Here is a 25,898-nt window from a genome sequence, read left to right on the forward strand (position 1 = left end):
CCGGCGGGCAGGTCTCGGGCCGCCGCCAGGACGCGGACGGACGGCGCCGCCCCCGGCCGCAGCGCGGTGAGGGCCAGGCCCGCGGCGGCCGCGGCGAACAGCGCCGCCAGCGGTCGCCGCAGCCGGGCCGCTCGTGCGTTCACGGCAGCTCCAGCGGCAGTCGCATGCCGTCCAGGACCGCGGGGCAGGCGCAGCCGCGGTCGGCGGGCAGCGCCTTGACCACGTCGGCGACCACGTCGCGGAGCCGGCCGATGTTCTCGCCGAACACCCGGAGCACCTCGTCCATCGTCACGCCCTCGCCCTCCTCGATGCCGGCGTCGAGGTCGGTGACGAGGCAGAGCGGGGTGTAGCAGAGCGCCAGCTCGCGGGCGAGCACGGCCTCGGGGTGGCCGGTCATCCCGACGAGGGTCCATCCCTGGCCGGCGAACCATTGGGACTCGGCCCGGGTGGAGAAGCGGGGGCCCTCGATGACGACGAGCGTGCCGCCGTCGACGGGCGGCCATCCGGCGGCGTCCGCGGCGTCGACGGCGGTGCGCCGGCCGACCGGGCAGTACGGGTCGGAGAAGGAGACGTGGATCGCGGCGCCCTCGTCGTAGTAGGTCTGCGCGCGCCCGGACGTCCGGTCGACGAGCTGGTCGGGGACGGCGAGCGTGCCGGGCCCGAGGTCGGGGGTCAGGGAGCCGACCGCGCTGGGCGCGAGGACCTGCCGGACGCCCAGCGACCGCAGCGCCCACAGGTTGGCCCGGTAGGGGATCTTGTGGGGCGGGAAGCGGTGGTCGCGGCCGTGCCGGGGGACGAACGCGACGCGGCGCCCGGCGAGCTCGCCGACGGCGATGGCGTCGCTCGGCGGGCCGTAGGGGGTGTCGACGCGCACCTCCTCGACGTCGTCGAGGAAGGAGTAGAAACCGGAACCGCCGATGACCGCGATCTCGGCCGTGGGCTGCGAGTTGGTGGACATGCCGCCGACACTAACCAGCGCCGGGCGCCCGCGGCGGATCCGCCGCCGATTGTGGATAACTTCATGATCGGCGGGCGCGGCGGAGGGGCCCGGCGCTCCGCCGGACCCCTCCCGATCCCGTCCGCCCGGCGTCAGCCGACCCGGTCGAGGACCCTGGACCGGCCCGAGGCCGTCTCGCTCCCGGCGAGCCGGCCCGGCGCCCAGATCCGCCGTCCGAGGTCGTGCGACAGGGCGGGCAGCAGCAGCGACCGGACGATCAGCGTGTCGAACAGGACGCCGAACGCGACGACGAAGCCCATCTCCACCATGGACACCAGCGGCAGCGTCGCCATCGCGCCGAACGTGGCCGCCAGCACCACGCCCGCCGACGTGATGACCCCGCCGGTGACGGTGAGGCCGCGCTGGATGCCGCGCCGCGTGCCGAGGGCCTGCGACTCCTCCCGCACCCGGTGCATGAGGAAGATGTTGTAGTCGACCCCGAGCGCCACCAGGAACGTGAACGCCTGCAGGGGGAACCCGGTGTCGGTGCCCTCGAATCCGAAGCCGTGCCGGAAGATGAGGGCGCACGCGCCGAGCGAGGCCATGAACGACAGGACGACGGTGCCCATCATCAGCAGCGGCGCCACCAGCGCGCGCAGCAGCAGGACGAGGATGACGAAGATCACGCCAAGCACGATCGGGAAGATGACCTTGTTGTCGCGCGCGGAGGCCCGCTTGGTGTCCAGGGACGTTGCGGTGGTGCCGCCCACCTTCGCGTCCGCGGACGGGACGGCGTGCACCGCGTCCCTGAGCCGGTCGATGGTCTGCTCGGCCCCCTTACTGTCCGCAGGGGCCCGCAGGGTCGCCTCGTACATGACGTGCCCGTTCGCGTGGGAGGGCGGGCCGACCTGGGCGATACCCGGGGTGTGCTCCGCCGCCGCGGCAACCTGAGGCGCTGCGGACGCCTTCGCTATGACGACGGCCGGAGAACCGGAACCGGCGGGGTAGTGCCGGGAGACGGCCTCCTGCCCGGCGATCGAGTCGGGGCGTCCGGTGAACTGCCCGGCGTTGGAGAGACCGTCTGCCTTGAGCGAGCCTAGGCCGAAGGTAAGGCCGACAAGGAGGACCCCGGTGGTCAGCCAGATGACGCGCGAGCGCTTGGCCACGAGCGCCGCCACGCGCGACCAGATGCCGTGCTCGGCCTCGTACGCCTCCGGCTCCAGGTACTTGGCGTCGTAGCGCGGGACGAGCGGCCAGAACACCCAGCGGCCGAAGATGACGAGGAGGGCGGGCAGGAGCGTGACCATCGCGGCCAGCGCGGTGAGGACGCCCGCCGCGGCGACCGGGCCGAGCCCGGCGGTGGAGTTCAGGTCGGCGAGCAGCAGGCACAGCAGGCCGACGGCGACGGTGGCGGCGGACGCGATGACGGCGGGCGCGGCGCGGCGCAGTGCGAACGCCATGGCCTCGTGCCGGTCCTCGTGCCGGTGCAGTTCCTCGCGGTAGCGGGCGACGAGCAGCAGGGCGTAGTCGGTGGCGACGCCGAACACCAGCACGGTCATGATGCCGGAGCTCATCCCGTTGACGGTCAGGTCGGCGTACTTGGCCAGCAGGTACACCACCGACTGGGCGAGCCCCAGGGCGAAGACGGCGCTGAGCACCGGGATGAACCACAGCGCCGGGCTGCGGTAGATGATCAGCAGCAGCACGATCACGACGATGCCGGCGGCCATCAGCAGGAACCCGTCGAGGCTCTGGAACACGCCGAACTGGTCGGAGCCGGCGCCCGCGGGCCCGGTGACGTGCGCGGACAGTCCCGGCGGGGCCCGCTTGACGATGTCGCGCGCCTGGTCGACGGCGTCGGTCACGTCGTCGCTGTTGATCGGGACGAGGGTCTCCAGCGCCCGGCCGTCCCTGGCCGGGATCGGGCCCTGCGCCTTCTCGGCGCCCGGGAGGCGCTCGAACGCGGCCACGTCGGCGGCTGCCTTCGCGCGGTCGGCGGCGGTGATGCCGCCGGGACGCTCGTAGACGATGACGGCGAGCATCGTCTCGTCCTTCTGGAAGGCCTCCTGCAGCTTGACGACCTGGGTCGACTCGGCGCTGGCGGGCAGCCAGGACGCCGCGTCGTTCTTCTCCACGTCGGTGAGCCGTCCGGCGAGCGGGCCGAGGGCGGCCAGCAGCACGACCCAGACGGCCAGGACGACCCATTTGCCGCGGCGGCCGGCGATCAGCCCGGCGAGCCGGCGGGCCGGTGTGCTGGGGGGAGCCTGGCTCTGTGCGCGCATGGTCGATCTCCTGAGAGGTGTCCGGCGAAGTCGCGATATGACGCGACCACTTGCTCTCGACAAGAGTCTCTCGGTTGAAGAGAGAAAGCAAGTTATATCGCGAAATCTCGGGGACGCCTCAGGGTTCGACTCGGGGTAGCCCCAGGGGCCGGCTCAGGGAGCGGGCTCGCGGAACGGGGCCAGGAACGACGAAGGCCGGAGGAACCCTGCTCGGGTTCCTCCGGCCTCGGTGAAGCGCGGTGGTGCCGGGACGTGCCCGGAGGTCAGGCCACCTTCTCGGACGAAGACGACTTCGACGAGGAGCTGGAAGACGACGACGAGGAGTCGCTCGACGACGAGGTCGACGAGGACGAGTCGGACTTGCCGGAGTCGCTGCCCGACGAGTCGTTGGACCCGTTGCCGCTGGACCCGTTGGACGAGCTCCCCACGGTCGAGGACGACTTGCTGGAGCCGCGGCTGTCGGTGCGGTAGAAGCCCGACCCCTTGAAGATGATCCCCGCGGCGGAGAAGACCTTGCGGAGTTTGCCGCTGCACGCCGGGCATTCGGTCAGCGCGTCGTCGCTGAACTTCTGCACGACCTCCAGAGGCTCGCCGCACTCGGTGCAAACGTACTGATACGTCGGCACGGTTCCTCCTCGCTGACTCAGCCCGGAGCCGTCCCGGACTGGCACTCACTCTAGATGACTGCTAATGGTACCCATGGCTGCAACAGGATTCACCGCGGGTCTGTTCCCGAGCGCCGTGAGCCGCCTGTGGCAGGGCCGTACGGAATCCCCCGACCAGGGCCCTACGCGCCCGTCTCGCCGAACCAGCCTGCCAGCTTCCCGCGGCGGCTGATAGCGCGCAGCCGGCGTTCCGTGGTCTCGCGCACGGTGTCGGTGGTCACGACCAGCAGCGTGTCGCCGTTCTGCAGGGGCGTTGTCGGTTCCGGTACGAAGCTCGACCCGTCCCTTACGACGAGGGTGACGGACGCTCCGGCGGGCAATCGGAGCTCGAAGATCTCCACCCCGCTCAACATGGAGTCGGGCGGGATGCGGACTTCGAGCAGGTCCGCATGGAGTTCCTCCAGCGGCGCGGCTTCGACGTCCAGTTCGCGGGTCTGCTCGTCGGGCTTCAGCCGGCACCAGCGGGCGACCAGCGGCAGCGTGGGGCCCTGCAAGAGGGTGAACACCACGACGATGTTGAAGACGATGGAGAAGAGGCGATCGGCGCTCGGCACGTCCTTCACCATCGGGATGGTGGCCAAGACGATGGGGACGGCTCCGCGTAGCCCCGCCCATGAGGCGAACACCTTCTCGCCCCACGACAGCTTGAATCCGATAGAGGAAAGCACTACCGAGATCGGGCGCGCTACGAGCAGCAGGACGAACCCGATGACGAGCGCCGGGACGATCTGGCCGGGCAACGCGCTGGGGGATGCCAGCAAGCCCAGCATCACGAACAGCCCGATCTGGGCCAGCCATCCGATGCCTTCGGCGAAGCCCCGTGTCGCTGGACGATGCGGTAGGCGGGCGTTGCCGAGCACTAGCGCGCTCACATAGACCGCCAGGAAGCCGCTCGCATGCAGCAGCGTTGCGGCGCCGTAGGAGCCGACGGACAGCGACAGCACCGCGATCGGGTAGAGGCCGGAGGCCGGGAGGGCGACGCGGCGCAGCGCCTGCGCCCCGAGCCAGCCGATCGCGAAGCCGAGCAGGCCGCCCGCGATCAGCTCGTACACCATCACGCCGAAGAGCTCGGCCAGGTTGGGGGCGCCGCCGTGCTTGGCGCTGAGGGTCACCACGATGATGACGACGGGCGCGTCGTTGAAGCCGGACTCGGCCTCCAGCAGCCCGGTCAGCCGGGACGGCAGCGGCAGCCGCCGCAGCACCGAGAACACTGCGGCGGCGTCGGTGGGCGCGAGCACGGCGGCCAGCAGGAACGCCGGGCGCCAGTCCATGCCGATCAGCCACATGGCGGCGAGCGCCACCACCACGATGCTGATCAGGGTGCCGATGGTGGACACGCTGACCGCGGCGGGCACGGACGGCCGCACGTGGCGCCAGTTGGTGGTGAGACCGCCCTCGGCGAGGATCAGGACGAGGGCGGCGAGGCCGAGCGTCTCGGCCAGTTCGGCGTTGTCGAAGTCGATGTGGAGGGGACCGGACTCGCCGATGAGAAGGCCGAGGCCCATGTACGCCAGGAGGGTCGGCAGGCCGGCCCTGTGCGACAGCCGGACCGCGACGATGGCGCTGAGTACGAGCACGGCCCCGAGGAGTAGCCAGATGTCGAGCTGCACATCCCGCCCTTCGGGGTCGTCAAAGTTGAACTTTTAGCAATACTACAGAATCATGTGTCAAATGCACATTTGCGGTTGATGAACGGGACGTCTAGAACGTCCGTTATCTCCGTCTGACCTGCGGATCCACTCCGTTGACGACGTTCTGCACTGCGTGTCCCTGGACGGCCCGCGTGACGTTGTCCAGCAGCATCGTCACGATGTTCCGCTGCGACTGCGTCGTCCCGCCCGCGGCGTGCGGCGACAGCAGGACGTTCTCGTGCGCGCGCAGGGGGTGGTCGGCCCGAGGCGGCTCCTCGTCGAAGACGTCCAGCGCCGCGCCGGCGAGGCGTCCCGACTCCAGCGCGGCGAGCACGGCGTCGTCGGGCGCGATGCCGCCGCGCGCCACGTTCACCAGCAGCGCCTTGTCGGGGAGTAGCGCGAGACGTTCCGGGCCTATGAGGCCGCGTGTCTCGTCGGTGAGCGGTAGCGCGAGGACCAGGATGTCCGAAGTGGCGAGCAGATCGTCCAGTTCCCTGTACGTCGCCGAGGCCGATGTACGCGGGTGCCGCGTCCAGTAGGAGACCTCACAGCCGAGCACCTGGAACAGACGTGCTGCCTCTGCGCCTATGGCCCCGAAGCCAACGACCCCTACGCGCTGTGCGTGGATCTCCCTCGTCCCGCGCGCCAGCAGCTCCGCCTGCGGCCATTCGCCCGCGCGCACATGCCGGTCGCCCCAGACGAGATGGCGGCATAGCGCGAACGCGGCGCCGACCGCCCATTCGGCCACTCCGCGCGCGTTGGCACCGGCGGTGTTGGCCAGCGGTACACCGGCCTCCGCGAGAGCGGCGCCGTCGATGCTGTCGGTCCCCACGGCGGGCATCTGCACGAACGCCAGATGCGGCGCGGCGGCGACGGCCTCGGTGTCCAGCCTCAGCTGCGCGCTGAAGTCGCCGATGACCAGTTCCGCCTCAGGGAGCGCCGCGAGGAGCCCGTCGCGGTCCCTGGTCTGCGGAAACGTCACCTCAACGGCGTCGCCGAACGAGCCGAACAGGCCGCGCACGAGATCTTCGCCGAGGGGGGGCAGGGAAAGGATCCGCCAGGGCGCCGTCATCTCGAACCTCCCGGTGAGCCTTGCGTCCGACCGCGGTTCCCCCGAATCCGCGATCTTGCCGATACTCACCCTATGCGGCCGTCCGATACTGGCCATCACGCCAGGTCCTGCTAACCGTCGGGCCAGATCTGTGGGCCGGCCGGATACGCCTTCCGCGCCTCGGCAAGCCCCGGCCCGGCCGGGTGGCCCTCGGCAGGATCTTCATCCCGGCCGGGGGCCGTCCGGACTCTCAGGCGAAGCGCACCAGTCCCTCGGCCGGCGTCGCCGCCGCGCGCACCCGCCGGTCATGCGGCTCCGACGGCACCTCGTCCACGAGCTCGGTGTCGTACAGCAGCCCGACCGTCAGGATCGCGGGCCCCACGCGGGCGAGCGCCCGGTCGTACGAGCCGCCCCCGCGGCCCAGCCGCATCCCCGACCGGTCGATCGCGACCGCGGGAACCAGGACGACGTCCGCGCTGGCCACGGCCCCGGGACCGCGTGGCGGCTCGGTCGGCTCCAGGCATCCGCGCGGGCCCGGCGCCAGCGAGTCGGGGCCCTCGAAGGACGCCCAGTCGAGATCGCCGTCCGGCAGCAGGCGGGGCAGCAGCACGTACGCGCCGCGCTTCCACAGCGCGAACAGCAGGCTGCGGGTGTCCGGTTCGGTGCCGATGGAGGCGTATGCGGCGATCGTCCCCGCCATCTCGATCTCGGGCACGGACAGCAGCGCGTCGCGCAGCGACCGGGCCGCCGCGGTGCGCGCCTCAGGAGTCATGATCGCACGCCTTTCCAGGATCCCGGTGCGGAGGTCGGTCTTCGAAACGATGTCGTGCACGCTGTTGTCCTCGCGGATGACTAGGGTCTTTCCATGGTCGACATTGCACCCGTACTCAAGGCCGTGGTTCCGGCGGCGGGCCTCGGTACCCGATTCTTGCCCGCCACGAAGGCGACGCCAAAGGAAATGCTGCCCGTCGTCGACAAACCGGCGATCCAGTACGTCGTCGAGGAGGCGGTCGACGCCGGCCTCAGCGACGTGCTGATGATCACCGGGCGCAGCAAGCGGTCCATCGAGGACCACTTCGACCGGGCCTACGAGCTGGAGGAGGCCCTCAACGCCAAGGGCGACAGCGAGCGGCTGGCGGCCATCCGCGAGTCCGCCGACCTGGCGACCATGCACTACGTTCGGCAGGGCGAGCCGCGCGGCCTCGGGCACGCGGTGCACTGCGCCCGCCAGCACGTGGGCGACGAGCCGTTCGCGGTGCTGCTCGGCGACGACATGATCGACGCCCGCGACAAGCTGCTGCACCGGATGATCGAGGTGCGCGGCCAGTACGGCGGCAGCGTGGTGGCGCTGATGGAGGTGGAGCCCGACCAGGTCTCCGCCTACGGCTGCGCGGCCATCGAGGCCACCGGCGAGGACGACGTCGTGCGCATCTCCGACCTGGTCGAGAAGCCCGCGCCCGAGGAGGCGCCGAGCAACTGGATCATCATCGGCCGGTACGTCTGCGACCCCGCCGTGTTCGACGTGCTGGAGAAGACCCCGCCCGGCCGCGGCGGCGAGATCCAGCTGACCGACGCGCTGCGCACCCTCGCCGACATGCCGTCGGAGAACGGCGGCGGCGTCTACGGGGTGAAGTTCCGGGGCCGCCGCTACGACACCGGCAACAAGCTGGAGTACCTGCGGACCGTCGTGCAGTTCGCCGCCGAGCGCCCCGACCTGGCGCCCGAGTTCATCCCGTGGCTGCGCGAGTTCGTCCAGGCCCATGACGCCGCGGACGGCGTGGGCGGCCCCGGCGACGCGTGACGACCCGTCACACTGGGGCCGGGGGGATCAGAAAATGGGCATGAGAACGGTCGATGAGCATCTGACGGAGATCCTCGGCAGCGTCGCGGCGCTGCCGCCGCTCGACCTGGCGCTGCTGGAGGCGCAGGGGACGGTGCTGGCCGAGCCCGTCTCCGCGCCGGTTCCGCTGCCGCCGTTCGACAATTCCGCGATGGACGGCTACGCCGTCGTCGCGGCGGACGTCGCGGGGGCCACCGAGGCGGAGCCGGTCACGCTGCCCGTGGTCGGCGACATCGTGGCCGGCGACCCGGCCGTCTCGGCGATCCGGACGGGGCTGACCGCCCGCATCATGACGGGCGCCCCGCTGCCCGCCGGCGCCGACGCGGTCATCCCGGTGGAATGGACGGACGGCGGCGCCGCGACCGTCCGCATCACCCGTCCGGCACCGGTGGGCAACTACATCCGGCGCTCCGGCGAGGACGTCCTCGCAGGGCAGACGGTCGTGGAGGCCGGGACGAGGCTGGGCGCGAGGCAGCTCGGCATGGTCGCCGCCGTGGGGCACTCGCGCGTGGTCGTACGGCCGAGACCGCGCGTCGTGGTGGTCTCCACAGGGGACGAGCTGCAGGAGCCAGGGTCACAGCTCGCTCTAGGGCAGATCTGGGAGTCCAACAGCTACATGCTCACCGCCGCCGTCGTAGAGGCGGGCGGAGTGGGCTACCGGCAGGCGACCGTGCACGACGAGCCCGCCAAGGTCATGGAGATGCTGGAGGACCAGCTCTCCCGGGCCGACGCCATCATCACCTCGGGCGGGGTGTCCATGGGCACCAGGGACGTGGTGAAGGAGCTGCTGTCCGGCACGGGGACGGTGGATTTCCACAAGGTGCGTATGCGGCCGGGTAAGCCGCAGGGGTTCGGCCTACTGGAGGGAACGCCCGTCTTCACGCTGCCGGGCAATCCCGTAAGCGCGTACGTCTCGTTCCAGGTTTTCGTACGTCCCGCCTTGCGCGCCATGCAGGGATTGCCACCCGAACCGTTCCCGGCGGTCAGCGCCGTCCTGGCGGAGGACGTCAAGTCGCCCGCCGGGCTGCGGCATTTCCTGCGCGGGCGGCTGTCGTTCAACCGCGGCCACTACACCGTCGCACCCGCCGAGACGCAGGGGTCCCATCAGCTCGGCTCGCTCGCCATGGCGAACGCGCTGATCATGCTGCCCGAGGACGCCGAGGCACTGCCCGCCGGTTCGCACGTCGACGTCATGAGGTTGCCATGAGTGCCATGGGCACCGAGTTCTCCCACCTGGACGACAAGGGCGCGGCCCGGATGGTCGACGTGTCCGGCAAGGACGTGTCGGCCAGGACCGCGACCGCGACCGGGTTCGTCCGGCTTTCCGCCGAATGTGTCGGATTGCTGCGCGCCGGCGACATGCCGAAGGGCGACGCGCTGTCGGTCGCCCGCATCGCGGGGATCATGGGGGCCAAGCGCGTCCCGGACCTGGTCCCGCTCTGCCACCCGATCGCGCTGCACGGCGTCACCGTCGAGCTGGAGATCCACGACGAGGGCGTGGCGATCAAGGCGGTGACCCGCACCGCCGACCGCACGGGCGTGGAGATGGAGGCGCTCACCTCGGTCTCCGTCGCCGCGCTCGCGCTGGTCGACATGGTGAAGGCGGTCGACCCGGCCGCCGTGATCACCGACGTCCGGGTCGAGGAGAAGACCGGCGGCAAGACGGGCGTGTGGCGGCGGTGATCAGGGCGATGGCGGTCACCGTCTCCAACCGCGCGGCGGCGGGCGTCTACGCCGACAAGTCGGGCCCGGTCCTGGTCGAGCTGCTGGAGGACCTCGGCTGCCAGGTGGACGGCCCGGTCGTCGTGCCGGACGGCGAGCCGGTCGCCGGGGTGCTGCGGGACGCGGTGGAGCAGGCCTACGACGTCGTCGTGACGTCCGGCGGCACCGGCCTCACCCCGACCGACCGCACGCCGGAGATGACCCGGCTGGTCATCGAGCGCGAGGTCCCGGGGATCGCGGAGGCGATCCGGCTGGAGGGCCGCGACAAGGTGCCCGCGGCGATCCTGTCGCGCGGCCTCGCCGGCCTGGCCGGGCGGACGCTGATCGTCAACCTGCCCGGCTCGACCGGGGGCGTCCGCGACGGCATGGCCGTCCTCGGCCGCGTCCTGGCGCACGCCGTCGACCAGATCGGCGGCGGCGACCACCCCCGCCCGGGCGGTGCGGCCTAGATCTGGGTGGGGCGGCCTGGACCTGTTTCGAAGTGAACTAGACCTGGACGACCCGGACGCCGGCCTCGGTGAAGGCCGCGACGTCGGCCTCCGCGACGGTGCCGTCGGTGACCAGCACGTCGATCCGGTGCGTCCCGCAGATCCGGGCGAACGCGCGGCGGCCGACCTTCGAGCCGTCCGCGACCACGACCACCTGGTCGGCGCGCTCGGCCATCAGCCGGTTGACGTTCGCCTCGCCCTCGTTGTGGCAGGTCGCGCCGTGCTCGACGGCCACCCCGTTCACGCCGAGGATCGCCACGTCCAGCGTCACGTGGTCGAAGATCCCGGTCGCCAGCGGCCCGGTCAGCTCGTAGGACTGCGGGCGCGGCACCCCGCCGGTCAGCACGATCTTCACGTGCGGCCGGACGGCCAGCTCGGTGCCGATGTTCAGCGCGTTCGTCACGATGGTGATCGCCGGTGAGCCGCCCTCGGCGTGCAGGTCGGCGCGGGTGGCCAGCACCCGGGCCACCTCGGAGGTCGTGGTGCCGCCGTTCAGCCCGATGATCGAGCCCGGCCTGGCCAGCTCGGCGGTCGCGGCGGCGATGCGCTGCTTCTCCGTCGCGTTCCGCGCGGTCTTGTAGCGCAGTGGGAGGTCGTAGCTGACGCTCTGCGCGACCGCGCCGCCGCGCGTGCGGGTGAGCATCTGCTGCTGCGCGAGCTGGTCGAAGTCGCGGCGGATCGTCGCCGCGGACACCGCCATCCGGGCCGCCGCCTCCTCGACGCTCAGCCGGCCGGCGGCCGCGAGCAGTTCCAGCAGCGCGTTCCAGCGTTCGTGGCGTGTCACCCCGGCCCCTTTCCGGTACGCGGGCGGCCGCGCGGGACGGCTCAGGCCTGGATTCTAGCGATGCACCACTATGGTCTTTCGTGTTCAGATTTGCTATTGAACAAGCAAGAACACGCAGACTGCTGCAAAGGAGGGCCCATGGCGGAGCGCGGCGGCGGGCACACCGAGGCCGAGATCGCGTCCCAGCCCGGCCGGTGGCGGCGCGCCGCGGCGACGGCCGCGGACCTCGCGCCGGTGCTGCCCCGGCGCGGCGAGCGGGTCGCGGTGATCGGATGCGGCACGTCCTGGTTCGTCGCGCAGTCCTACGCGGCGATCCGCGAGGCCGCAGGGCACGGCGAGACCGACGCGTTCGCCGCGTCGGAGTTCCCGGCCGGCCGCCGCTACGACCGGCTGCTGGCGCTGTCCAGGTCCGGCACGACCACCGAGGTTCTGGACGTGCTGGCCCGCGTCCGCGGCACGACGCCCACCGTCGCGATCACCGCGGACGCCGCGACGCCGGTGATGAACGCCGCCGACGAGATCATCGTCCTCGACTACGCCGACGAGCGCTCGCTGGTGCAGACCCGCTACGCCACGACCCAGCTCGTCCTGCTCCGCGCCCACCTCGGCGAGGACGTCACCGGAGTGATCGCCGACGCCGAGCGGGCCGTCGCCGAGCCGCTGCCCGCCGAGGCCGTCCGCGCCGGCCAGTTCACCTTCCTCGGCAGCGGCTGGACGACCGGCCTCGCGCACGAGGCCGCGCTCAAGATGCGCGAGGCCGCGGGCGCGTGGACCGAGTCGTACCCCGCGATGGAGTACCGGCACGGGCCGATCGCGATCACCGGCCCCGGCCGCGTCGCCTGGATGTTCGGCGAGCCGCCGGCGGGCCTCGCCGACCAGGTCGCGGGGGTCGGCGGCACGATGATCACGACGTCGCTGGACCCGCTCGCCGACCTGGTCAGGGCGCAGCGGCTGGCCGTCGAGATCGCCCGCGCGCGGGGGGACGATCCCGACCATCCGCGCAATCTCACCCGCTCGGTCATCCTGGACGCCTCATGACGACGCTGACCAACGCCCGGATCGTCCTGCCGGACGGCGTCACGTCCGGCACCCTGCACATCGACGGCGGGCGGATCGCCGAGTCGTCCGCCGGGGACACGCTCGACCTCGAAGGCCGGTACGTCGTCCCCGGCTTCGTGGACATGCACGTCCACGGCGGCGCGGGCGCCTCCTACCAGTCCGGACGGGCCGAGGAGGCACGGCGGGCCGCCCTGTTCCACCTCGCGCACGGGACGACCACGACGATCGCGAGCCTCGTCACCGGCACGTCCGACGAACTCGCGAACGCCGTCACCGCCCTCGCCGACCTCGCCGCCGAAGGGCTCATCGCCGGCGTCCACCTCGAAGGCCCCTACCTCGCCCGCGACCGCTGCGGCGCGCACGACCCCGCTCTGCTGCGCGACCCCGACCGCGCTGAGTTCGCCCGGCTCGTCCACCTCGGCGCCGGCCACCTCCGCATGATCACCCTCGCGCCCGAACTGCCCGGCGCGCTGGACCTCGTCCGGGACGCCGCGGACGCCGGCGTCATCGCGGCCGTCGGGCACACCGACGCGCCCGGCGACACGGCCCGCGCCGCGTTCGACGCCGGCGCGACCGTCGCGACCCACCTGTTCAACGCCATGCGCCCGCTGCACCACCGCGAGGGCGGCCCCGTCGCCGCCGCGCTGAACGACCCCCGCGTCACCGCCGAACTGATCAACGACGGCGTGCACGTGGAGGCCGCCGTCGCCCGGCTGGCCCTCGCGGCCGCCCCCGGCCGCGTCGCCTTGATCACCGACGCGATGGCCGCCGCCGGCATGGGCGACGGCGACTACCGGCTCGGTGTCATGGACGTCCAGGTCCGCGACGGCCGCGCCACCCTCGCCGACGGGACGTCCATCGCCGGGAGCACGATCACGATGGCGGACGCGTTCCGCCGGGCCGTCACCCGCCTCGGCACGCCGATCGAGGAGGCCGCCGCGGCCGCGTCGCTCGTCCCGGCCCGCGCGCTCGGCCTCGACTCCCGCGTCGGCTCGCTCGAAGCCGGCAAGGACGCCGACCTCGTCGTCCTCAACGACGACATGTCGGTACAGCGCGTCATGAAAGGCGGCCGCTGGTCGTAAGGCGCCCGGTCGATTTCTCGGCCACAATTGATGGCGTCCGCAGGTGCTACCAGGGAATCATGGAACCGTGGAACGATTGAGGGGATGGCCGGTCACCCTCACCGAGGGCCCCGTCGGGTTGCGCCCGCTCCGGCACCGGGACGCCGCCGTCTGGCGTGAGCTGCGGGTACGCAACGCCGACTGGCTGCGCCCCTGGGAACCGACCAATCCCGAGACGCCGCTGTTCCGCAGCGGTCTCGGCCCCTACCTCAGCATGGTGCACACCATGCGCCGAGAGGCGCGCCAGGGCCTCGCCCTGCCCTGGGTCGTCACCCACGAGGACCGCTTCGCCGGCCAACTCACCATCGGCGCGGTCGTCTGGGGCTCGGCCCGCTCCGCCCAGATCGGCTACTGGGTCGACAAGCAGGTCGCCGGCCGCGGCGTCATTCCCACCGCGGTCGCCCTCGCCGTCGACCACTGTTTCTTCACCGTCGGCCTGCACCGGCTCGAGGCGAATATCCGCCCGGAGAACGCCGCCAGCCGCCGCGTCGTCGAAAAGCTCGGATTCCGGGAAGAAGGAATTCGCCGCCGCCATCTGCACATCGACGGCGCCTGGCGCGACCACATCTGTTACGCCCTGACCGTCGAGGACGTCCCGGGCGGCCTGCGGGCCCGCTGGCTGGCCGAACGCAAACAGGCATTTCCCCGGCGCACTTGAGTCCACGGTGACTTTCGTCGCGTAAATATCCTGCGATCGAGAAGACTCGGCAAACGGAGAGTAACGGCGGCATCGATCTCGCGACACACCGCCCCTTATGCTCGTCAACCTCTGACACCGGCTCGTACCGTGCGGGGCGTGACCCTGCTCCCATTGCACGCCCGCGCGCCGAAAGTCGGCCCGCCGATTCAGCGTGCCCTGGGACGGCCCGAGGCGGTGACCGCGTGAGCAGCGCCGTCCTCTACCTCGCCATCGTCGTGGTCTGGGCCATCGTCCTGGTCCCCATGTGGCTGCGCCGCGACACCGAGAACGCCGGCATCACCCGCCTCCTCCACAAGCGCGCCGACGAACTGGAGGACGAGGAGGAGGAACCGGCGGAGGAGCCCGCGGAGGAAGAGGAGACGGCGCCCCAGCGCCGCCCCGCCACCCGCGCCACCGTCATCGCCCGCCGCCGACGCCGCACGTCCGGCCTGACGGCCCTCCTGGTGACCGTCGTCGCGCTCGTCGCGTCCGGCCTGCTGCCCTGGTGGGCCACGCTGCCCCCGGCCCTCCTGCTGGGCGGCCACCTCACCCTGCTGCGCGTCGCCGTCGGCATGGACGCCGCCCGCCACCGCGCCGAAGCCGAGCGCCGCGCCGCCGCGCGCGCCCGCGCCCTCGAGGCCCGCCGCGCCGAGCAGGCCGCCGAACCCGCCGAGGTCATCGAACTCGTCGCCCTCGAGGAGGTCTTCGACCAGTACGCCGACGACCGCCGCGCGGTAGGCGAATGACCCCGGCGTGCGCGAGCACCCCCCGAAGTTTGCTAACCTTACGGAGTCCTTGGGGCTGTAGCGCAGTCCGGTAGCGCACCTCGTTCGCATCGAGGGGGTCAGGGGTTCAAATCCCCTCAGCTCCACCCAGGATTCACAGGTCAGAGGTCGGTTCAGGGTAGATCCCGAACCGGCCTTCAGCCATTTGTGCCCAAGCCCGAGCGCCCCAGGCGGGCGGGATCCATTCGTGGGCCCGATGGAGTATCCCAGTTCTGGAGCTGGGTTACCCGGCCGATCCCGACCTCGCCCTCGACTGGGAAGCACGGGCCTCGTCCGTCCGCCGGTACTTCGTACTGATCGACGTTGCTGGCCGGGGGTCATCGTGACCAGCTTCGTTGTCAGGGGCCGCTCCTTTTGGCGTTTTGGCAATGTTCTTTGCAGGAAGCGCAGAGGGTGGGCACGGTGGGGGTATGAACGACGACCTCGACGCCGTGGTGGCCGCGGTCGGACCCCGGCTGCGGGAGCTGCGCCGTCGCCGCGGCGTCGCCCTCACCGCCCTGGCCGAGACCACCGGCATCCCGATCAGCACCCTGTCCCGGCTGGAGTCCGGCCAGCGCAAACCGGGCCTGGAACTCCTGCTGCCTCTGGCCAGGGCCTACCGGGTGCCGATCGAGGAGCTGATCGGCGCCCCGGCCGAGCTCGACCCCCGGGTGTATCCACAGCCGTTCACCCGCAACGGCATGACCGTTGTCCCCCTGACCCGCAACCCCGGCGGGCTGCAAGCGTTCAAGCACATCCTGCCCGCCGGCCTGACCGACGGCCGCGAACCCGACCTCCGCTCGCACGAGGGATACCACTGGCTCTACGTCCTGCGCGGCCGTCTTCGCATCGTCCTGGGCGACAAGGACTTCATCCTCGCCGATGGTGAAGTCGCCGAATTCGACACCCACCTGCCGCACTGGTTCGGCAATGCCGACGGACACTCCGTCGAGTTCCTCAGCATCCTCGGCCCTCAGGGTGAACGCGTCCACATCAGGGCCCGCTACCGCCCCGACAACGCCCCTCCCCACTGAGCACGGTGCGCGGACTGCAGCGTCTGGACGCAGTTGGGCGATCACGGCGGCTTGGGCCCACAACTCGCGCCCGATTGGCGATGGTGTTTGGGCGTACCTGGTGACCATTCTTCGGTCAACGTCCGGGACCGGTCCTGGGAGCGCCGTTCAGGGGTGTCAGGGCGCCTTGTCGGGCGATGGCCGCGGGGGTTGGTGGTCAGGAAGGGTTGTGGGGGTGGGGCCCAGTGTTCGGATCGCGGCGGCCCTGGTGCAGCAGTGATCGCAGTGCCTGGCGGGTGACCTCGAAGGCGGCCTCGGTCCGCTGACGGACCTGGGCGTCGGTGGTGCCGAGTTCGGTGGCGGTGTTGACCACGAAGCAGCCTCGGCCGGACGGGCAGGAGACCAGTCCACAGCAGCCAGTCCTGCAGTACTTGGCGGACTGGACGGTCGGCGGCGTTCAGCCGTTGCTCGGCCTCAGCGGAATCGGTGGCCCGGTAGTGGTCGAGCGCGCGTAGGAACAGCGTGTGTTTGTCGGTGAACGTCCGGTACAGGTTGCTGGGGGTGAGTTCGAGTTCGCCGCCCAGATCACGTACCGCGGTGGCCTTGGGGACGTTCCTGCTGGTGACCGCGGAGCAACTGCCGATCGGGCTGCTGACCGCCCTGGGGCCGGCGCGGTCGGTCTCCGAGGGGACGGCCGGGCTGATGGTAACGGTACCCAGCCTGGTCGCCGCGGTCGCGGCGCCGTTGGTTCCGGTGCTCGTCGGCATGGACCGGCGACTGCTGCTGCTCGGCCTGATGACGCTCGCCAACCTGGCTTCGGCCCCGGCACCGGGTTTCGCCGTTCTGGTCTCCTCCTGGGTGCTGGTCGGGGTGGCGATCGGAGGCTTCTGGGCCGTCGCCAGCGGCCAACGTGTTCGGCGTCCTGCTCGGCACGCTGCTCGGTGAGTTCTCCGGTTAGCGCATCGCCTTCGCGACGCTGAGCGGCCTGGTCCTATCTGTCGATCGGCCTTGGCGCGCTGACCGGGGGCGTCATCGTGGACGCCTTCGCGCTTCAGGGCGTCCTGTGGCTCGGCGGCGCGTGCGTATTGGCGGTCTGGAGTGTCCGTGCTAATGGGAACCTGCGATGACCGCCCAGCCTCGCGCTTTCACGGGAGCTCAAACCGACTCTGGGCGAAGCCGATGGCCGGTGGGGTGGGGATGGGGTGGCCGAAGTAGTCGTGGGTGGCGGGCTGGGGGACGCCGGGGGCGATGGGGGTGCCGGCGTGGAGGGCGGGGGAATCGGGGCGGAGGCGGAACGCGGCGGCGGGTTGGAGGGGTGCTGCGGCTTGCCGGTGAACTTGGGGTCGGCATTGATGGCGTTGGTGCCGTAGGCGGGCATGTTGAAGAAGAGGTTGTTGGTGCAGGCGGTGCCGCAGTAGAAGTAGTGGTCGGCGCTGGTCTTGGGGTCGGTGGCGTAGACGATGTTGTTCTGGAAGGCAAACGTGCCGAAGAACGGGACGAGTTGCTTTGCGACTGCTTCGCTGCCCTCGGCGGCGACATTGGGTGTCTTGGCGATGATGGTGTTGTTGTACATCCGCACGCCGTTGAGGTTGGTCACGGCGGGGTCGTAGGGCGGGCCGCACGGTGGTGGCGAGAACAGGTGCGCGTCGTTGACGCTGAGGTTGTAGCGGATGTCGGCGTGGCGCGGGGATTGGGCGGCGCACAGCAGGATGAACCCGCCCTGGTTGCCGTGGGAGTAGTTGTACTGGACGACCGTGCCGTCCTGGTTGTAGTCGACGTCGTAGCCGGTGCCGTCGCAGCCGTCGGTCGGGCTGGGGCCGAAGTGCATGTCGCCGACGTCGTTGTACTGGATCACCGTCCGGTTGGCGTTCCAGGTCCAGATGCCCGCGCTGCAGTTTCGCACGGCCGGGTCCTCGTAGTCGCGGCCCACGAGGTTGCCTTCGCGGACGGTGTTGTCCTCGATGACCGCGCCGACGGTCCCGAGCGTCACGATGGCGTCCCCGGCGGGACGGATCACGGTGTTCGCGCGAAGAAGGACGTCGGTGGTGGCGGCGGGCCACGGCTGGTCCGCGGGCGGGCGCTGCTCGGTGTCGGTGCCGATGACCCAGATTCCGCTGCGGCTCACGTCGTGCACGTAGTTGCCTTGCAGGGTCAGGTGGGAGAAGCGGGCGTTGGGGCCGATCGCTTCGGCGATGATGCCGCCACCGGGTTTCCCGTGGTCGAAGCTGGGATCCGAGACGACGTCGTGGACGTCCAGGCCCTGCACCTTCACCCCCGTGACCTGGCCGTGTTCGGCGGTGATGTAGAGGCCTCGGTACAGCTGCGAGGTGTTGCCGGCGTTGGTGAGGTCCAGGTCCTGGACGGTGATGTAGGACTCGTCGGCCAAGCGCACCGCGGCGGTGGACCGTCCGGCGGCGTCGATCCGGGGCCGCTTGTGCGAGGGGTTGCCGTAGGCGCCGATCACGATGGGCTTGGCCGCGGTGCCGCTGCCGGTGGGCTGGAGCATTCCGGTGCAGGTGGTGCCGCGCTTCAGGAGCAGTTGGTCGGCGGGGGCGAAGGTGATGGCGTTCGCCTGCTGGAGTGTGGTGAACGGACGCGCCGCGCCGCCGTCCCCGGGACGGTGCGCGGAGCAGTCCAGGTACCACCGGCGGTGGGCCGAGTGCGGGAGTGCACTCGCCTGACGCGCGGCGGCGGTGAGGGAGGACGGACGGGGGCCGACCTGCTGCAGGGCTGCTTCGGTAGGCGGCGGGGCGGCCGTGGCGGCGGGTGCCTGCAGCGAGGACGCCGCGGCGAGCACCGTTGCGAACAGGGCGGCCTTCGTCCAGCGGACAGATCCGATCGCGAATCGTGCGGCGCGCACCGTGTTGAGGTTTTCGTGCTCTTCCATGTGCCCTCTCAAGGCCAGTGAGGCCGGAGCGAAACGGTCAGGTGCCGTCCCCGGCGGTGTGTCAGTGGAGCACTGTGGTCTTTCCGTGCAGAGGGAGGTTCTGGGAGGAGGGGCCGACCCAGATGTCGCGGGTGCCGGTGCCGGTGGTCCAGGCGTGGCGGGTGGCGTCCCAGTACTGGAGCCGGCGCGGGGCCACGGCGATGGTGACGCGGCGGGACTGGCCCGGACGCAGGTGGACCTTGCCGTAGCCGGCCAGTGAACGGACGGCCTGCTGGGCCCCGTGGACGTTGGGGCTCGCCCCGAGGTAGACCTGCGGAACCTCGTCGCCGGCGCGCTTGCCGGTGTTGGTGATGGTGAAGGCCGCGCTCAGCCCGTGCCGGTCGCTGCGGACCTTCAGGCCGCTGTAGGCGAAGTTCGTGTAGGACAGCCCGTGTCCGAACGGGAACAGCGTCTTCTGCTTCTGCTGGTCGTACCAGCGGTAGCCGACGTAGACGCCCTCGGAGTAGGTCTCCTGCCCGTTGACTCCGGGGAAGCGGTGCGGGTCGCCGCGGACCATGGTGTGCGCGTCGTCCAGCGGGAAGGTCTGGGTCAGCCGGCCGCCGGGGGCGGCGTCGCCGAACAGCAGCCGGGCGGTCGCGGCCCCGCCCATCTGCCCGGGGTAGTACATGTCCAGGACGCCGCTGACCTGCTTCAGCCACGGCATGGTGACCGCGCTGCCGGTATTGAGCACGACGACCGTGTTGGGGTTGGCCTTGGCGACGGCGGAGATCATTGCGTCCTGGCCGTAGGGCAAGGCGAGGGTGGACCGGTCGGCGCCTTCGGTGCCCTCGTCGTAGGCGAACACCACCGCCGTCTTGGCCTTCTTCGCGGCAGTGACGGCGGTGTCCAGGTCGGCGCGGGCCTGCGTGGGCGTCGTCCAGTTCAGTTGCAGTTCGAGCCGGCCGGGGATGTAGCCGGTGGCCTGGACGGTGATGCTGTGCGTCCCCTTGGTGAGGTGGACGCGCGCGGTCGCGTTCTTCAGCGCGTCGAATCTGAGGCTGCCGCCGGCGGTGACCTCCTTGCCGTCGACCTTCAGTGATGTGGTGCTCAGGGTCGAGCGGAGGGTGAGCAGGTAGTCGCCGTCCTCGGGGGCGGTGAGCGTCCGGGTCTGGTCATAGCTGGAGACCGGGAGCGCGTTGGCGCCGGTGAAGTCGATCGGGCCGCCCGACAGCGCCGAACCGGGGATCACCGTGCCGGTGGTGTTCAGGCCGGGGTGGTAGGAGACGTCCGCGCCCGTTCCCGCCCGCTTGACGATCTCGTCGCGCGGCACGGTCAACGAAGTGGGCGCCAGTTCCGAGCTTCCGCCACCGCCGATCACGGGTTGGGTCGCCGGTGTTCCGACGAGGGCGATGCTGCGGGCCGCCGCACCGGTCAGCGGCAGGGCGCCGCCGGTGTTGCGCAGCAGGACGGCGCCGTCTTCGGCCACCTTCTGTGCGACCCGGTCGTCGGCCGCCGTGTCCAGGGCCGGGCGCGCGGGCGGAGTGCAGCCGGCGCGCGGGCCCTTGGTGGAGGCGCAGCGCAGCAGGCCGAACCGCTCCATCACGCCGAGGATGCGCCGCACCGACCCGTCCAGCGCGGTGACCGGGATCGAACCGTTCTGGATGGCCGTCTTGAGCGGAGCGCCGAAGAAGTCGTCGCCACGTGGGGCGCCGGGCATGTCCTGGTCGAGTCCGTGGACGATGTCGGTGGGGCTGTGGGTGGCGCCCCAGTCCGACATCACCCAGCCGCCGAACCCCCACTGTTGCCGCAGGATGGAGTTCAACAGGGTGCTGTTGCCGCAGGAGTGCTGCCCGTTGAGCTGGTTGTACGAGCACATGACGGCGCCGGTGCCGGCCTTGGCGGCGGCCTCGAAGCCGGGAAGCTCGATCTCCTGCAGCGCCTGCTCGCCGACCTCGGCGTTGATCGTCCCCCGCTCGGTCTCCTGGTTGTTGGCGGCGAAGTGCTTGGTGGTGGCGATGGCGCCCGCGCTCTGGATGCCCTTGACCGCCTGGGCGACCGTGCGCGAGTTGACCAGCGGGTCCTCGCTGTAGGCCTCGAAGTTCCGTCCGGCGTAGGGGACGCGGATCGTGTTGACCATCGGGGCCAGCACCACGTCCATGCCCAGCGCCCGCGCGTCCCGTCCCAGCACCCGGCCGTACTCGCGCGCCAGCCCGTCGTCGAATGAGGAGGCCAGCGCGACCGGCACCGGCATCGCCGTGGCCGGCCGGGCGGCGCGGACGCCCGCGGGCCCGTCGGTCAGCCGCAGCGGCGGAATCCCCAGCCTCGGCACGCCCGGCACGTATCCGGACTCGCCGACGGTCTGCTGCTGCGGATCGTCCCAGCGCCCCTGGACGAACGACAGCTTCTCGTCCAGCGTCATCGCCGACACCAGGGCCGCCACGCCGCCCGGCGACGCCGCGGCCTGAGCGGTCAGGCCGCCCGCGGCGAACGCGGCCAGGCCAGTGGACACCGCGAGCGCACCGGCGGCGGCACGGCTCGTTCTCTGGCGCCCGGCGCGTCGGGCCCGTCCTCGTCGATAGCGGCTCACCGGGTCTCCTCGTGGGGGTGGGGCCGGCGCGGAGCCGGCCGGGAGGGGGAATTTCTAACAGCTGGTCGCTTTTCGTCGTGGACGCTAGAACCCGCCGGGACGCCAGAGAAGAGGGCGGGCCACCTTCGTGATCAGAGCGTTATCTTCGTGCAGGGGCAGCCCCGCCGAACCGGCCCACGCGCCCCGGGCACCGCTTTGAGCGCCCTTCGACGTCCCGCTACGCTGCCGGAACGACCGGCCGACGGCCCGGCCTGCGCCGCGTTGCAGTGAGGGGAAAGCGCGCCATGGAACCTGGGAAGGCGCGCGGCCCGTACGCCAAGACCAAGGCCCGGCGCGACACGATCGTCCGGGCGGCACGCGACGGCTTCGCCGAGCGCGGCTACGCGGCGGCCTCGCTGCGCGACATCGCCGAACGGGCCGGCATCACCCATACCGGGCTGCTGCACCACTTCCGCACCAAGGAAGAACTGCTCATGGCCGTCCTCGCCCAGCGCGACGCGGCCGAATGGGAACGGGGACTGGCCGGGGTCCCCGACCTGGACGCGCTCGCCCCCTATTTCGGTGACCTGCTGCTCCGCCATCAGCAGACGCCGGAGCTGATGCGGCTGTGGCTGGAGCTGTCCGCCGCCGCCTCCCGGCCGGAGCATCCCGCCCACGCCTTCTTCACCGACCGCCTGAAACAGGCACGCGCTCACGCCGCACACGGCATCGGCGCGCTCGCCGCCGAGGGACGGCTGCGCGACACCATCGACGCCGACACCGCGACGACGCTGTTCTTCGCCGTGCTCGACGGACTGCAACTCCAATGGCTGCTCGACCCCGGCATCGACATCGTCGAGCCGCTCAACCGCTTCCTCGACCTGATCCTCGCGCCGGACACACCGGACGCGCCGGGGCGCTGAAGCCTCAGGTGGAGGAGCGCTCGATGAGCCGGGGAGCCGGCTGGGCGGGCAGCGGATGCCGCTGGTCGCCGGTCAGCCCGGCGGCGATCGTTTCGGCGCGGCGGCGGCCGACCTCGTGGGCGTCGAAGCAGACGGTGGTGAGCGGAGGGCCGGCGAATCTGGCGGTGGGGATGTCGTCGGCGCCGATGACGGCAAGGTCGGCGGGCGCGCTGAGGCCCTGGTCGCGCATGCCGGCCAGTACCGCGATCGCGATCTCGTCGTTGTAGGCGCACACCGCGGTGACCTTGCGCGCCGTCCAGCCGGTCACGACACCGGCGGGGTCGTCCAGATTCACCTGCAGCACCACGGGCGGGACGAGTTCGGCGGCTGCGCAGGACGCGGTGACGCCCTGCAGGCGTGCCTCGGCCATGCGGATGAGGGCCGGGTCGGCGGGCATGGCGTAGCCGAGGCGCCGGTGCCCGCGCTCGATGAGGTGCTCGGCCTGCATGCGGCCGATCTCGTTCATGGCGGGCGCGACGTCCCGGACGGGCAGGACGACCTCCGCGCCGGCGCGGTGCAGGGCCTCGATGGTGCCGTCGTCGAACGGCTCCAGGCCGATGACGGCCGAGGCGCCGACGGTGGCGCACACGTCCGGAAGCGGACGTCCCCGCGATCCGGCCAGGTGGGTGACCAGGGTCAGGCCGTTGTCGGCGAGCGCGGCGTCGAGCTCTTCGATGAGCCGGCTGATCCCCGGTCCGATGGGCAGTGCGGAGATGGCGAGCAGGACGATGTCGCTGCGTCCGGCGGCCAGGGCGCGCGCCGAGGCGTGCGGGCGGTAGTCCAGGCGCCGGGCGGCTTCCAGGATGCGGTGCCGGGTCTCCTGCGGGATCGACTGGCCGGGCCTGTCGTTGAGCACGTAGCTGACCGTGGCGCGCGACACTCCCGCGGCGCGGGCCACGTCGGCGCTGGTGGGGCGTTTGGCGGGACGCGTCATGGGCCCTCTCGTCGCACAGGGCCGCCGGGCTGGCTGGCGCCGCCCATCGTAAGGCGTCGCCCGTCCGCGTGATCGGCGAGGTCCGCGCCCGGGCGACGACCCTTCGCGGCCGTTACGTGTCCGTTATGTGCCCTTGTCTTGCGGTCGGCTCACATTGTGGCATTAGCTGCTTACGCGCGTCACCGACGCGCGTAAGTAAAGCTGCCCTGGGTTCGGCGGCGAGCCTGCCCACGCACCAGACGAGGGGTTCTCCATGCGCGACAAAATCGATGTCCTGAGCGTCCTGGCGGCCCTGACCCTGGAGGAGAAGGCCGGGCTGCTGTCCGGACAGGGCGCCTGGGAGACGGCGGCGGTCGAACGCCTCGGGATCGGGTCGGTGACGCTGACCGACGGCCCGCACGGCGTCCGCAAGCACGATCCCGACGCCGAGCACTTCAGCTTCACCGCGAGCCTGCCCGCCACCTGCTTCCCCACGGCCGCGGCCCTCGGCTCGTCCTGGGACGTCGAGCTGCTCGCCGAAATCGGTGCGGCGCTGGGGGACGAGGCCCGGGCGGCCGGCGTCGGAGTGCTGCTCGGGCCGGGCGTCAACATCAAGAGGTCACCGCTGTGCGGGCGCAACTTCGAGTACCTCTCCGAGGACCCGGTGCTGACCGGACGGCTGGGCGCGGCGCTGGTGCGCGGCGTCCAGAGCCGCGGGGTGGGTGCGTCGGTGAAGCATTTCGCCGCCAACAACCAGGAGACCGACCGGATGCGGATCGACGTCCGGGCGGACGAGCGGACGCTGCGGGAGATCTACCTGGCCGCGTTCGAGCGCATCGTGACCGAGGCCCGGCCGTGGACGGTGATGGCGTCCTACAACAAGATCAACGGCGGCTACGCCGGTGAGAACCGGTGGCTGCTCACCGAGGTGCTGCGCGAGCAGTGGGGCTTCGACGGGCTGGTGGTGTCGGACTGGGGCGCGGTCTCCGACCCGGTCGCCGCGGTCGCAGCCGGCCTGGACCTGGAGATGCCGACGACCAACGGCGCCAGCGCGGGGCGGCTGGTGCAGGCCGTCCGGGACGGACGGCTGGACGAGGCGGTGCTCGACCGGGCCGTCACGCGGCTGCTCACGCTGCTCGACCAGGTGACCGGCGCGCCCGCGCCGGCCGCGCCGGTCGACGTCGAGCGGCATCACGCGCTGGCCCGCCGGGTCGCCGCCGAATCGGCCGTGCTGCTCAAGAACCAGGACGCGATCCTGCCGCTGGATCCGTGCGCCCACATGCATGTGGCGGTGATCGGTGAGTTCGCCCGCACGCCGCGGTTCCAGGGTGCGGGAAGCTCGCAGGTCACCCCGTCCCGGGTCGACAACGCCTGGGACGCCCTGACGGCCGCGGCCGGCGAGCACCTGCGGATGACGTTCGTGCCGGGCTTCGTCCTCTCCGGAGAACAGAAAGAAGACCTCTTGGACGAGGCGGTGCGCGCCGCGGCGGCGGCCGACGTCGCTGTGGTGTTCCTGGGGCTGCCCGAAGGCGAGGAGTCCGAGGGGTTCGACCGGGAGCACCTCGACCTGCCGCAGGTGCAACTGCGGCTGCTGGAGGCGGTGGCGCGGGCCAACCCGAACGTGGTGGTCGTCCTGGCCAACGGCGGCGCGGTCCGGGTCACCACCTGGGAGCGGCACGCCCGGGCCATTCTGGAGGGGTGGCTGGCCGGACAGGCCGGCGGCGGCGCGATCGCCGATCTGCTGTTCGGGCTCGCCAACCCCTGCGGTCGCCTCGCCGAGACCGTCCCGCTGCGCCTGCAGGACACCCCCTGCCATCTCGACTTTCCCGGTTCGGCCGGGACCGTCTCCTACGGAGAGCGCATCTACGTCGGATACCGCTACTACGACGCCAAGGACATGCCGGTCGGCTACCCGTTCGGGCACGGCCTGTCCTACACCACCTTCGCCTATTCCGACCTGGACGCGACGGTAGAGGGAGAGGGCGAGGACGTCGTCGTGCGGGTGCGGCTCACCGTGGCCAACACCGGGCCGGTGCCGGGCAAGGAGGTCGTGCAGGTCTACCTCGGCGACGCCGAGTCCTCCGTCGACCGGCCGGTCCGTGAACTCAAGGCGTTCGCCAAGGTCGAGCTGGCCCCGGGCGGGTCGGCGCCGGTGGAGTTCGCGTTGACCGCCCGGGACCTGTCGTTCTACAGCACCGTCCACGGCCGCTGGGTACTGGAGAGCGGCGACTTCGAGGTCGCGGTCGGCGCCTCCTCGCGCGACCTGCGGCTGACCGCCACCGTGGCGGTGACCGCCCCGCCGCTGCGCCACCCGCTCGACTGGCACTCGACCGTCGGGGACTGGCTGGCGCACCCGGACGCCGGTCCGCGGCTGCGCGAGGTGCTTTCCGCCGCCGAGGGGTCGGCCGTCGCGTCCGATCCGGCGATCCTGCGGATGGTCGAGTCACTGCCGCTGAACCGCCTGGTCCAGATGAGCCAGGGCCACCTGGACTTCTCAGACCTGGCCGAATTCGTTGACAGCCCGGCCGCGCGGCAGGCCTGACGTCCCTCGGCGC

Annotated in this window: 23 protein-coding genes, 1 tRNA gene and 1 pseudogene; 14 read left to right on the forward strand and 11 right to left on the reverse strand. The window is 71.6% G+C overall.

Annotation, left to right across the window (positions count from 1 at the left end):
• Window positions 1-139: 139 nt before the first annotated feature.
• Both ABD296_RS35715 and ABD296_RS35720 read right to left on the reverse strand, forming a co-directional pair.
• A complete protein-coding gene (locus tag ABD296_RS35715) occupies window positions 140-958 on the reverse strand; it encodes an S-methyl-5'-thioadenosine phosphorylase (RefSeq protein WP_344277791.1) in 819 nt (272 codons plus the stop codon).
• 131 nt (window positions 959-1,089) lie between these two features.
• Entirely contained in the window at window positions 1,090-3,219 is a 2,130-nt protein-coding gene (locus ABD296_RS35720) for an MMPL family transporter (RefSeq protein WP_344277794.1), read from the reverse strand.
• A 252-nt stretch (window positions 3,220-3,471) separates the two neighbouring features.
• Here ABD296_RS35720 and ABD296_RS50700 point away from each other — a divergent pair, with 252 nt between their 5' ends.
• A complete protein-coding gene (locus ABD296_RS50700) occupies window positions 3,472-3,690 on the forward strand; it encodes a hypothetical protein (protein WP_407061553.1) in 219 nt (72 codons plus the stop codon).
• Between the two features lie 14 nt (window positions 3,691-3,704).
• Here the strand turns inward: ABD296_RS50700 and ABD296_RS50705 are convergent.
• The 4 genes and pseudogenes from ABD296_RS50705 to ABD296_RS35740 all read right to left on the reverse strand — a co-directional run.
• A pseudogene (locus ABD296_RS50705) lies at window positions 3,705-3,890 on the reverse strand (FmdB family zinc ribbon protein); the annotation flags it as partial.
• A gap of 116 nt (window positions 3,891-4,006) precedes the next feature.
• Complete coding sequence (locus ABD296_RS35730) at window positions 4,007-5,494, reverse strand: potassium/proton antiporter (RefSeq protein ID WP_344277799.1); 1,488 nt, start codon at window positions 5,492-5,494, stop codon at window positions 4,007-4,009.
• A gap of 103 nt (window positions 5,495-5,597) precedes the next feature.
• Window positions 5,598-6,587 (reverse strand): 2-hydroxyacid dehydrogenase, encoded by a 990-nt coding sequence (locus ABD296_RS35735; RefSeq protein ID WP_344277801.1) that lies wholly within the window; start codon window positions 6,585-6,587, stop codon window positions 5,598-5,600.
• A gap of 229 nt (window positions 6,588-6,816) precedes the next feature.
• Entirely contained in the window at window positions 6,817-7,398 is a 582-nt protein-coding gene (locus ABD296_RS35740; protein WP_344277804.1) for a 5-formyltetrahydrofolate cyclo-ligase, read from the reverse strand.
• Between the two features lie 33 nt (window positions 7,399-7,431).
• Here ABD296_RS35740 and galU point away from each other — a divergent pair, with 33 nt between their 5' ends.
• The 4 genes from galU to ABD296_RS35760 are packed head-to-tail and all read left to right on the forward strand — an operon-like array spanning window position 7,432 to window position 10,577.
• Entirely contained in the window at window positions 7,432-8,367 is a 936-nt protein-coding gene (gene galU / locus ABD296_RS35745; protein ID WP_344277807.1) for a UTP--glucose-1-phosphate uridylyltransferase GalU, read from the forward strand.
• Between the two features lie 40 nt (window positions 8,368-8,407).
• Window positions 8,408-9,613 (forward strand): molybdotransferase-like divisome protein Glp, encoded by a 1,206-nt coding sequence (glp, locus tag ABD296_RS35750; protein ID WP_344277810.1) that lies wholly within the window; start codon window positions 8,408-8,410, stop codon window positions 9,611-9,613.
• A complete protein-coding gene (gene moaC / locus ABD296_RS35755; protein ID WP_344277812.1) occupies window positions 9,610-10,089 on the forward strand; it encodes a cyclic pyranopterin monophosphate synthase MoaC in 480 nt (159 codons plus the stop codon). The genes glp and moaC overlap by 4 nt, the downstream gene beginning before the upstream one ends.
• 8 nt (window positions 10,090-10,097) lie before the next feature.
• Complete coding sequence (locus ABD296_RS35760) at window positions 10,098-10,577, forward strand: MogA/MoaB family molybdenum cofactor biosynthesis protein (protein ID WP_344277814.1); 480 nt, start codon at window positions 10,098-10,100, stop codon at window positions 10,575-10,577.
• Window positions 10,578-10,614: 37 nt separating this feature from the next.
• Here the strand turns inward: ABD296_RS35760 and ABD296_RS35765 are convergent, their stop codons facing one another.
• Window positions 10,615-11,400 carry a DeoR/GlpR family DNA-binding transcription regulator gene (locus ABD296_RS35765; RefSeq protein ID WP_344277817.1) on the reverse strand — a complete coding sequence of 262 codons (786 nt, stop codon included), beginning with the start codon at window positions 11,398-11,400 and terminating at the stop codon, window positions 10,615-10,617.
• Between the two features lie 138 nt (window positions 11,401-11,538).
• Between ABD296_RS35765 and ABD296_RS35770 the strand changes: the two genes are divergently transcribed.
• From ABD296_RS35770 to ABD296_RS35795, 6 genes are all read left to right on the forward strand, one after another.
• Window positions 11,539-12,438, forward strand: coding sequence for an SIS domain-containing protein (locus ABD296_RS35770; protein ID WP_344277820.1), 900 nt, complete (start codon window positions 11,539-11,541; stop codon window positions 12,436-12,438).
• Entirely contained in the window at window positions 12,435-13,541 is a 1,107-nt protein-coding gene (nagA, locus tag ABD296_RS35775) for an N-acetylglucosamine-6-phosphate deacetylase (RefSeq protein WP_344277823.1), read from the forward strand. The genes ABD296_RS35770 and nagA overlap by 4 nt, the downstream gene beginning before the upstream one ends.
• A gap of 76 nt (window positions 13,542-13,617) precedes the next feature.
• Complete coding sequence (locus tag ABD296_RS35780) at window positions 13,618-14,238, forward strand: GNAT family N-acetyltransferase (protein WP_344277895.1); 621 nt, start codon at window positions 13,618-13,620, stop codon at window positions 14,236-14,238.
• A 224-nt stretch (window positions 14,239-14,462) separates the two neighbouring features.
• Window positions 14,463-15,005 (forward strand): divisome protein SepX/GlpR, encoded by a 543-nt coding sequence (gene sepX, locus ABD296_RS35785; RefSeq protein WP_344277825.1) that lies wholly within the window; start codon window positions 14,463-14,465, stop codon window positions 15,003-15,005.
• 51 nt (window positions 15,006-15,056) lie between these two features.
• A tRNA-Ala gene (locus tag ABD296_RS35790) sits at window positions 15,057-15,130 on the forward strand.
• A gap of 324 nt (window positions 15,131-15,454) precedes the next feature.
• Window positions 15,455-16,057 (forward strand): helix-turn-helix domain-containing protein, encoded by a 603-nt coding sequence (locus ABD296_RS35795; protein ID WP_344277828.1) that lies wholly within the window; start codon window positions 15,455-15,457, stop codon window positions 16,055-16,057.
• Between the two features lie 196 nt (window positions 16,058-16,253).
• Here the strand turns inward: ABD296_RS35795 and ABD296_RS35800 are convergent, their stop codons facing one another.
• Window positions 16,254-16,442, reverse strand: a complete 189-nt coding sequence (locus ABD296_RS35800; RefSeq protein ID WP_407061552.1) for a TetR family transcriptional regulator C-terminal domain-containing protein — start codon at window positions 16,440-16,442, stop codon at window positions 16,254-16,256.
• 197 nt (window positions 16,443-16,639) lie between these two features.
• On the opposite strand from ABD296_RS35800, the gene ABD296_RS35805 reads away from it, so the two are divergent.
• A complete protein-coding gene (locus ABD296_RS35805) occupies window positions 16,640-16,981 on the forward strand; it encodes an MFS transporter (RefSeq protein ID WP_344277834.1) in 342 nt (113 codons plus the stop codon).
• A 106-nt stretch (window positions 16,982-17,087) separates the two neighbouring features.
• Here the strand turns inward: ABD296_RS35805 and ABD296_RS35810 are convergent, their stop codons facing one another.
• Window positions 17,088-18,923 carry a right-handed parallel beta-helix repeat-containing protein gene (locus tag ABD296_RS35810; protein WP_344277837.1) on the reverse strand — a complete coding sequence of 612 codons (1,836 nt, stop codon included), beginning with the start codon at window positions 18,921-18,923 and terminating at the stop codon, window positions 17,088-17,090.
• Window positions 18,924-18,984: 61 nt separating this feature from the next.
• Entirely contained in the window at window positions 18,985-21,411 is a 2,427-nt protein-coding gene (locus tag ABD296_RS35815; protein WP_344277840.1) for a glycoside hydrolase family 3 C-terminal domain-containing protein, read from the reverse strand.
• A gap of 362 nt (window positions 21,412-21,773) precedes the next feature.
• Here ABD296_RS35815 and ABD296_RS35820 point away from each other — a divergent pair, with 362 nt between their 5' ends.
• Window positions 21,774-22,391 (forward strand): TetR/AcrR family transcriptional regulator, encoded by a 618-nt coding sequence (locus ABD296_RS35820; RefSeq protein ID WP_344277843.1) that lies wholly within the window; start codon window positions 21,774-21,776, stop codon window positions 22,389-22,391.
• Window positions 22,392-22,395: 4 nt separating this feature from the next.
• On the opposite strand, the gene ABD296_RS35825 is transcribed toward ABD296_RS35820, so the two are convergent.
• Window positions 22,396-23,364 (reverse strand): LacI family DNA-binding transcriptional regulator, encoded by a 969-nt coding sequence (locus ABD296_RS35825; RefSeq protein WP_344277846.1) that lies wholly within the window; start codon window positions 23,362-23,364, stop codon window positions 22,396-22,398.
• A 253-nt stretch (window positions 23,365-23,617) separates the two neighbouring features.
• Between ABD296_RS35825 and ABD296_RS35830 the strand changes: the two genes are divergently transcribed.
• Window positions 23,618-25,885 carry a glycoside hydrolase family 3 C-terminal domain-containing protein gene (locus ABD296_RS35830; protein ID WP_344277849.1) on the forward strand — a complete coding sequence of 756 codons (2,268 nt, stop codon included), beginning with the start codon at window positions 23,618-23,620 and terminating at the stop codon, window positions 25,883-25,885.
• Window positions 25,886-25,898: the final 13 nt, after the last annotated feature.

The sequence above is a fragment of the Actinomadura napierensis genome (assembly GCF_039529375.1).
GTDB lineage: Bacteria > Actinomycetota > Actinomycetes > Streptosporangiales > Streptosporangiaceae > Spirillospora > Spirillospora napierensis.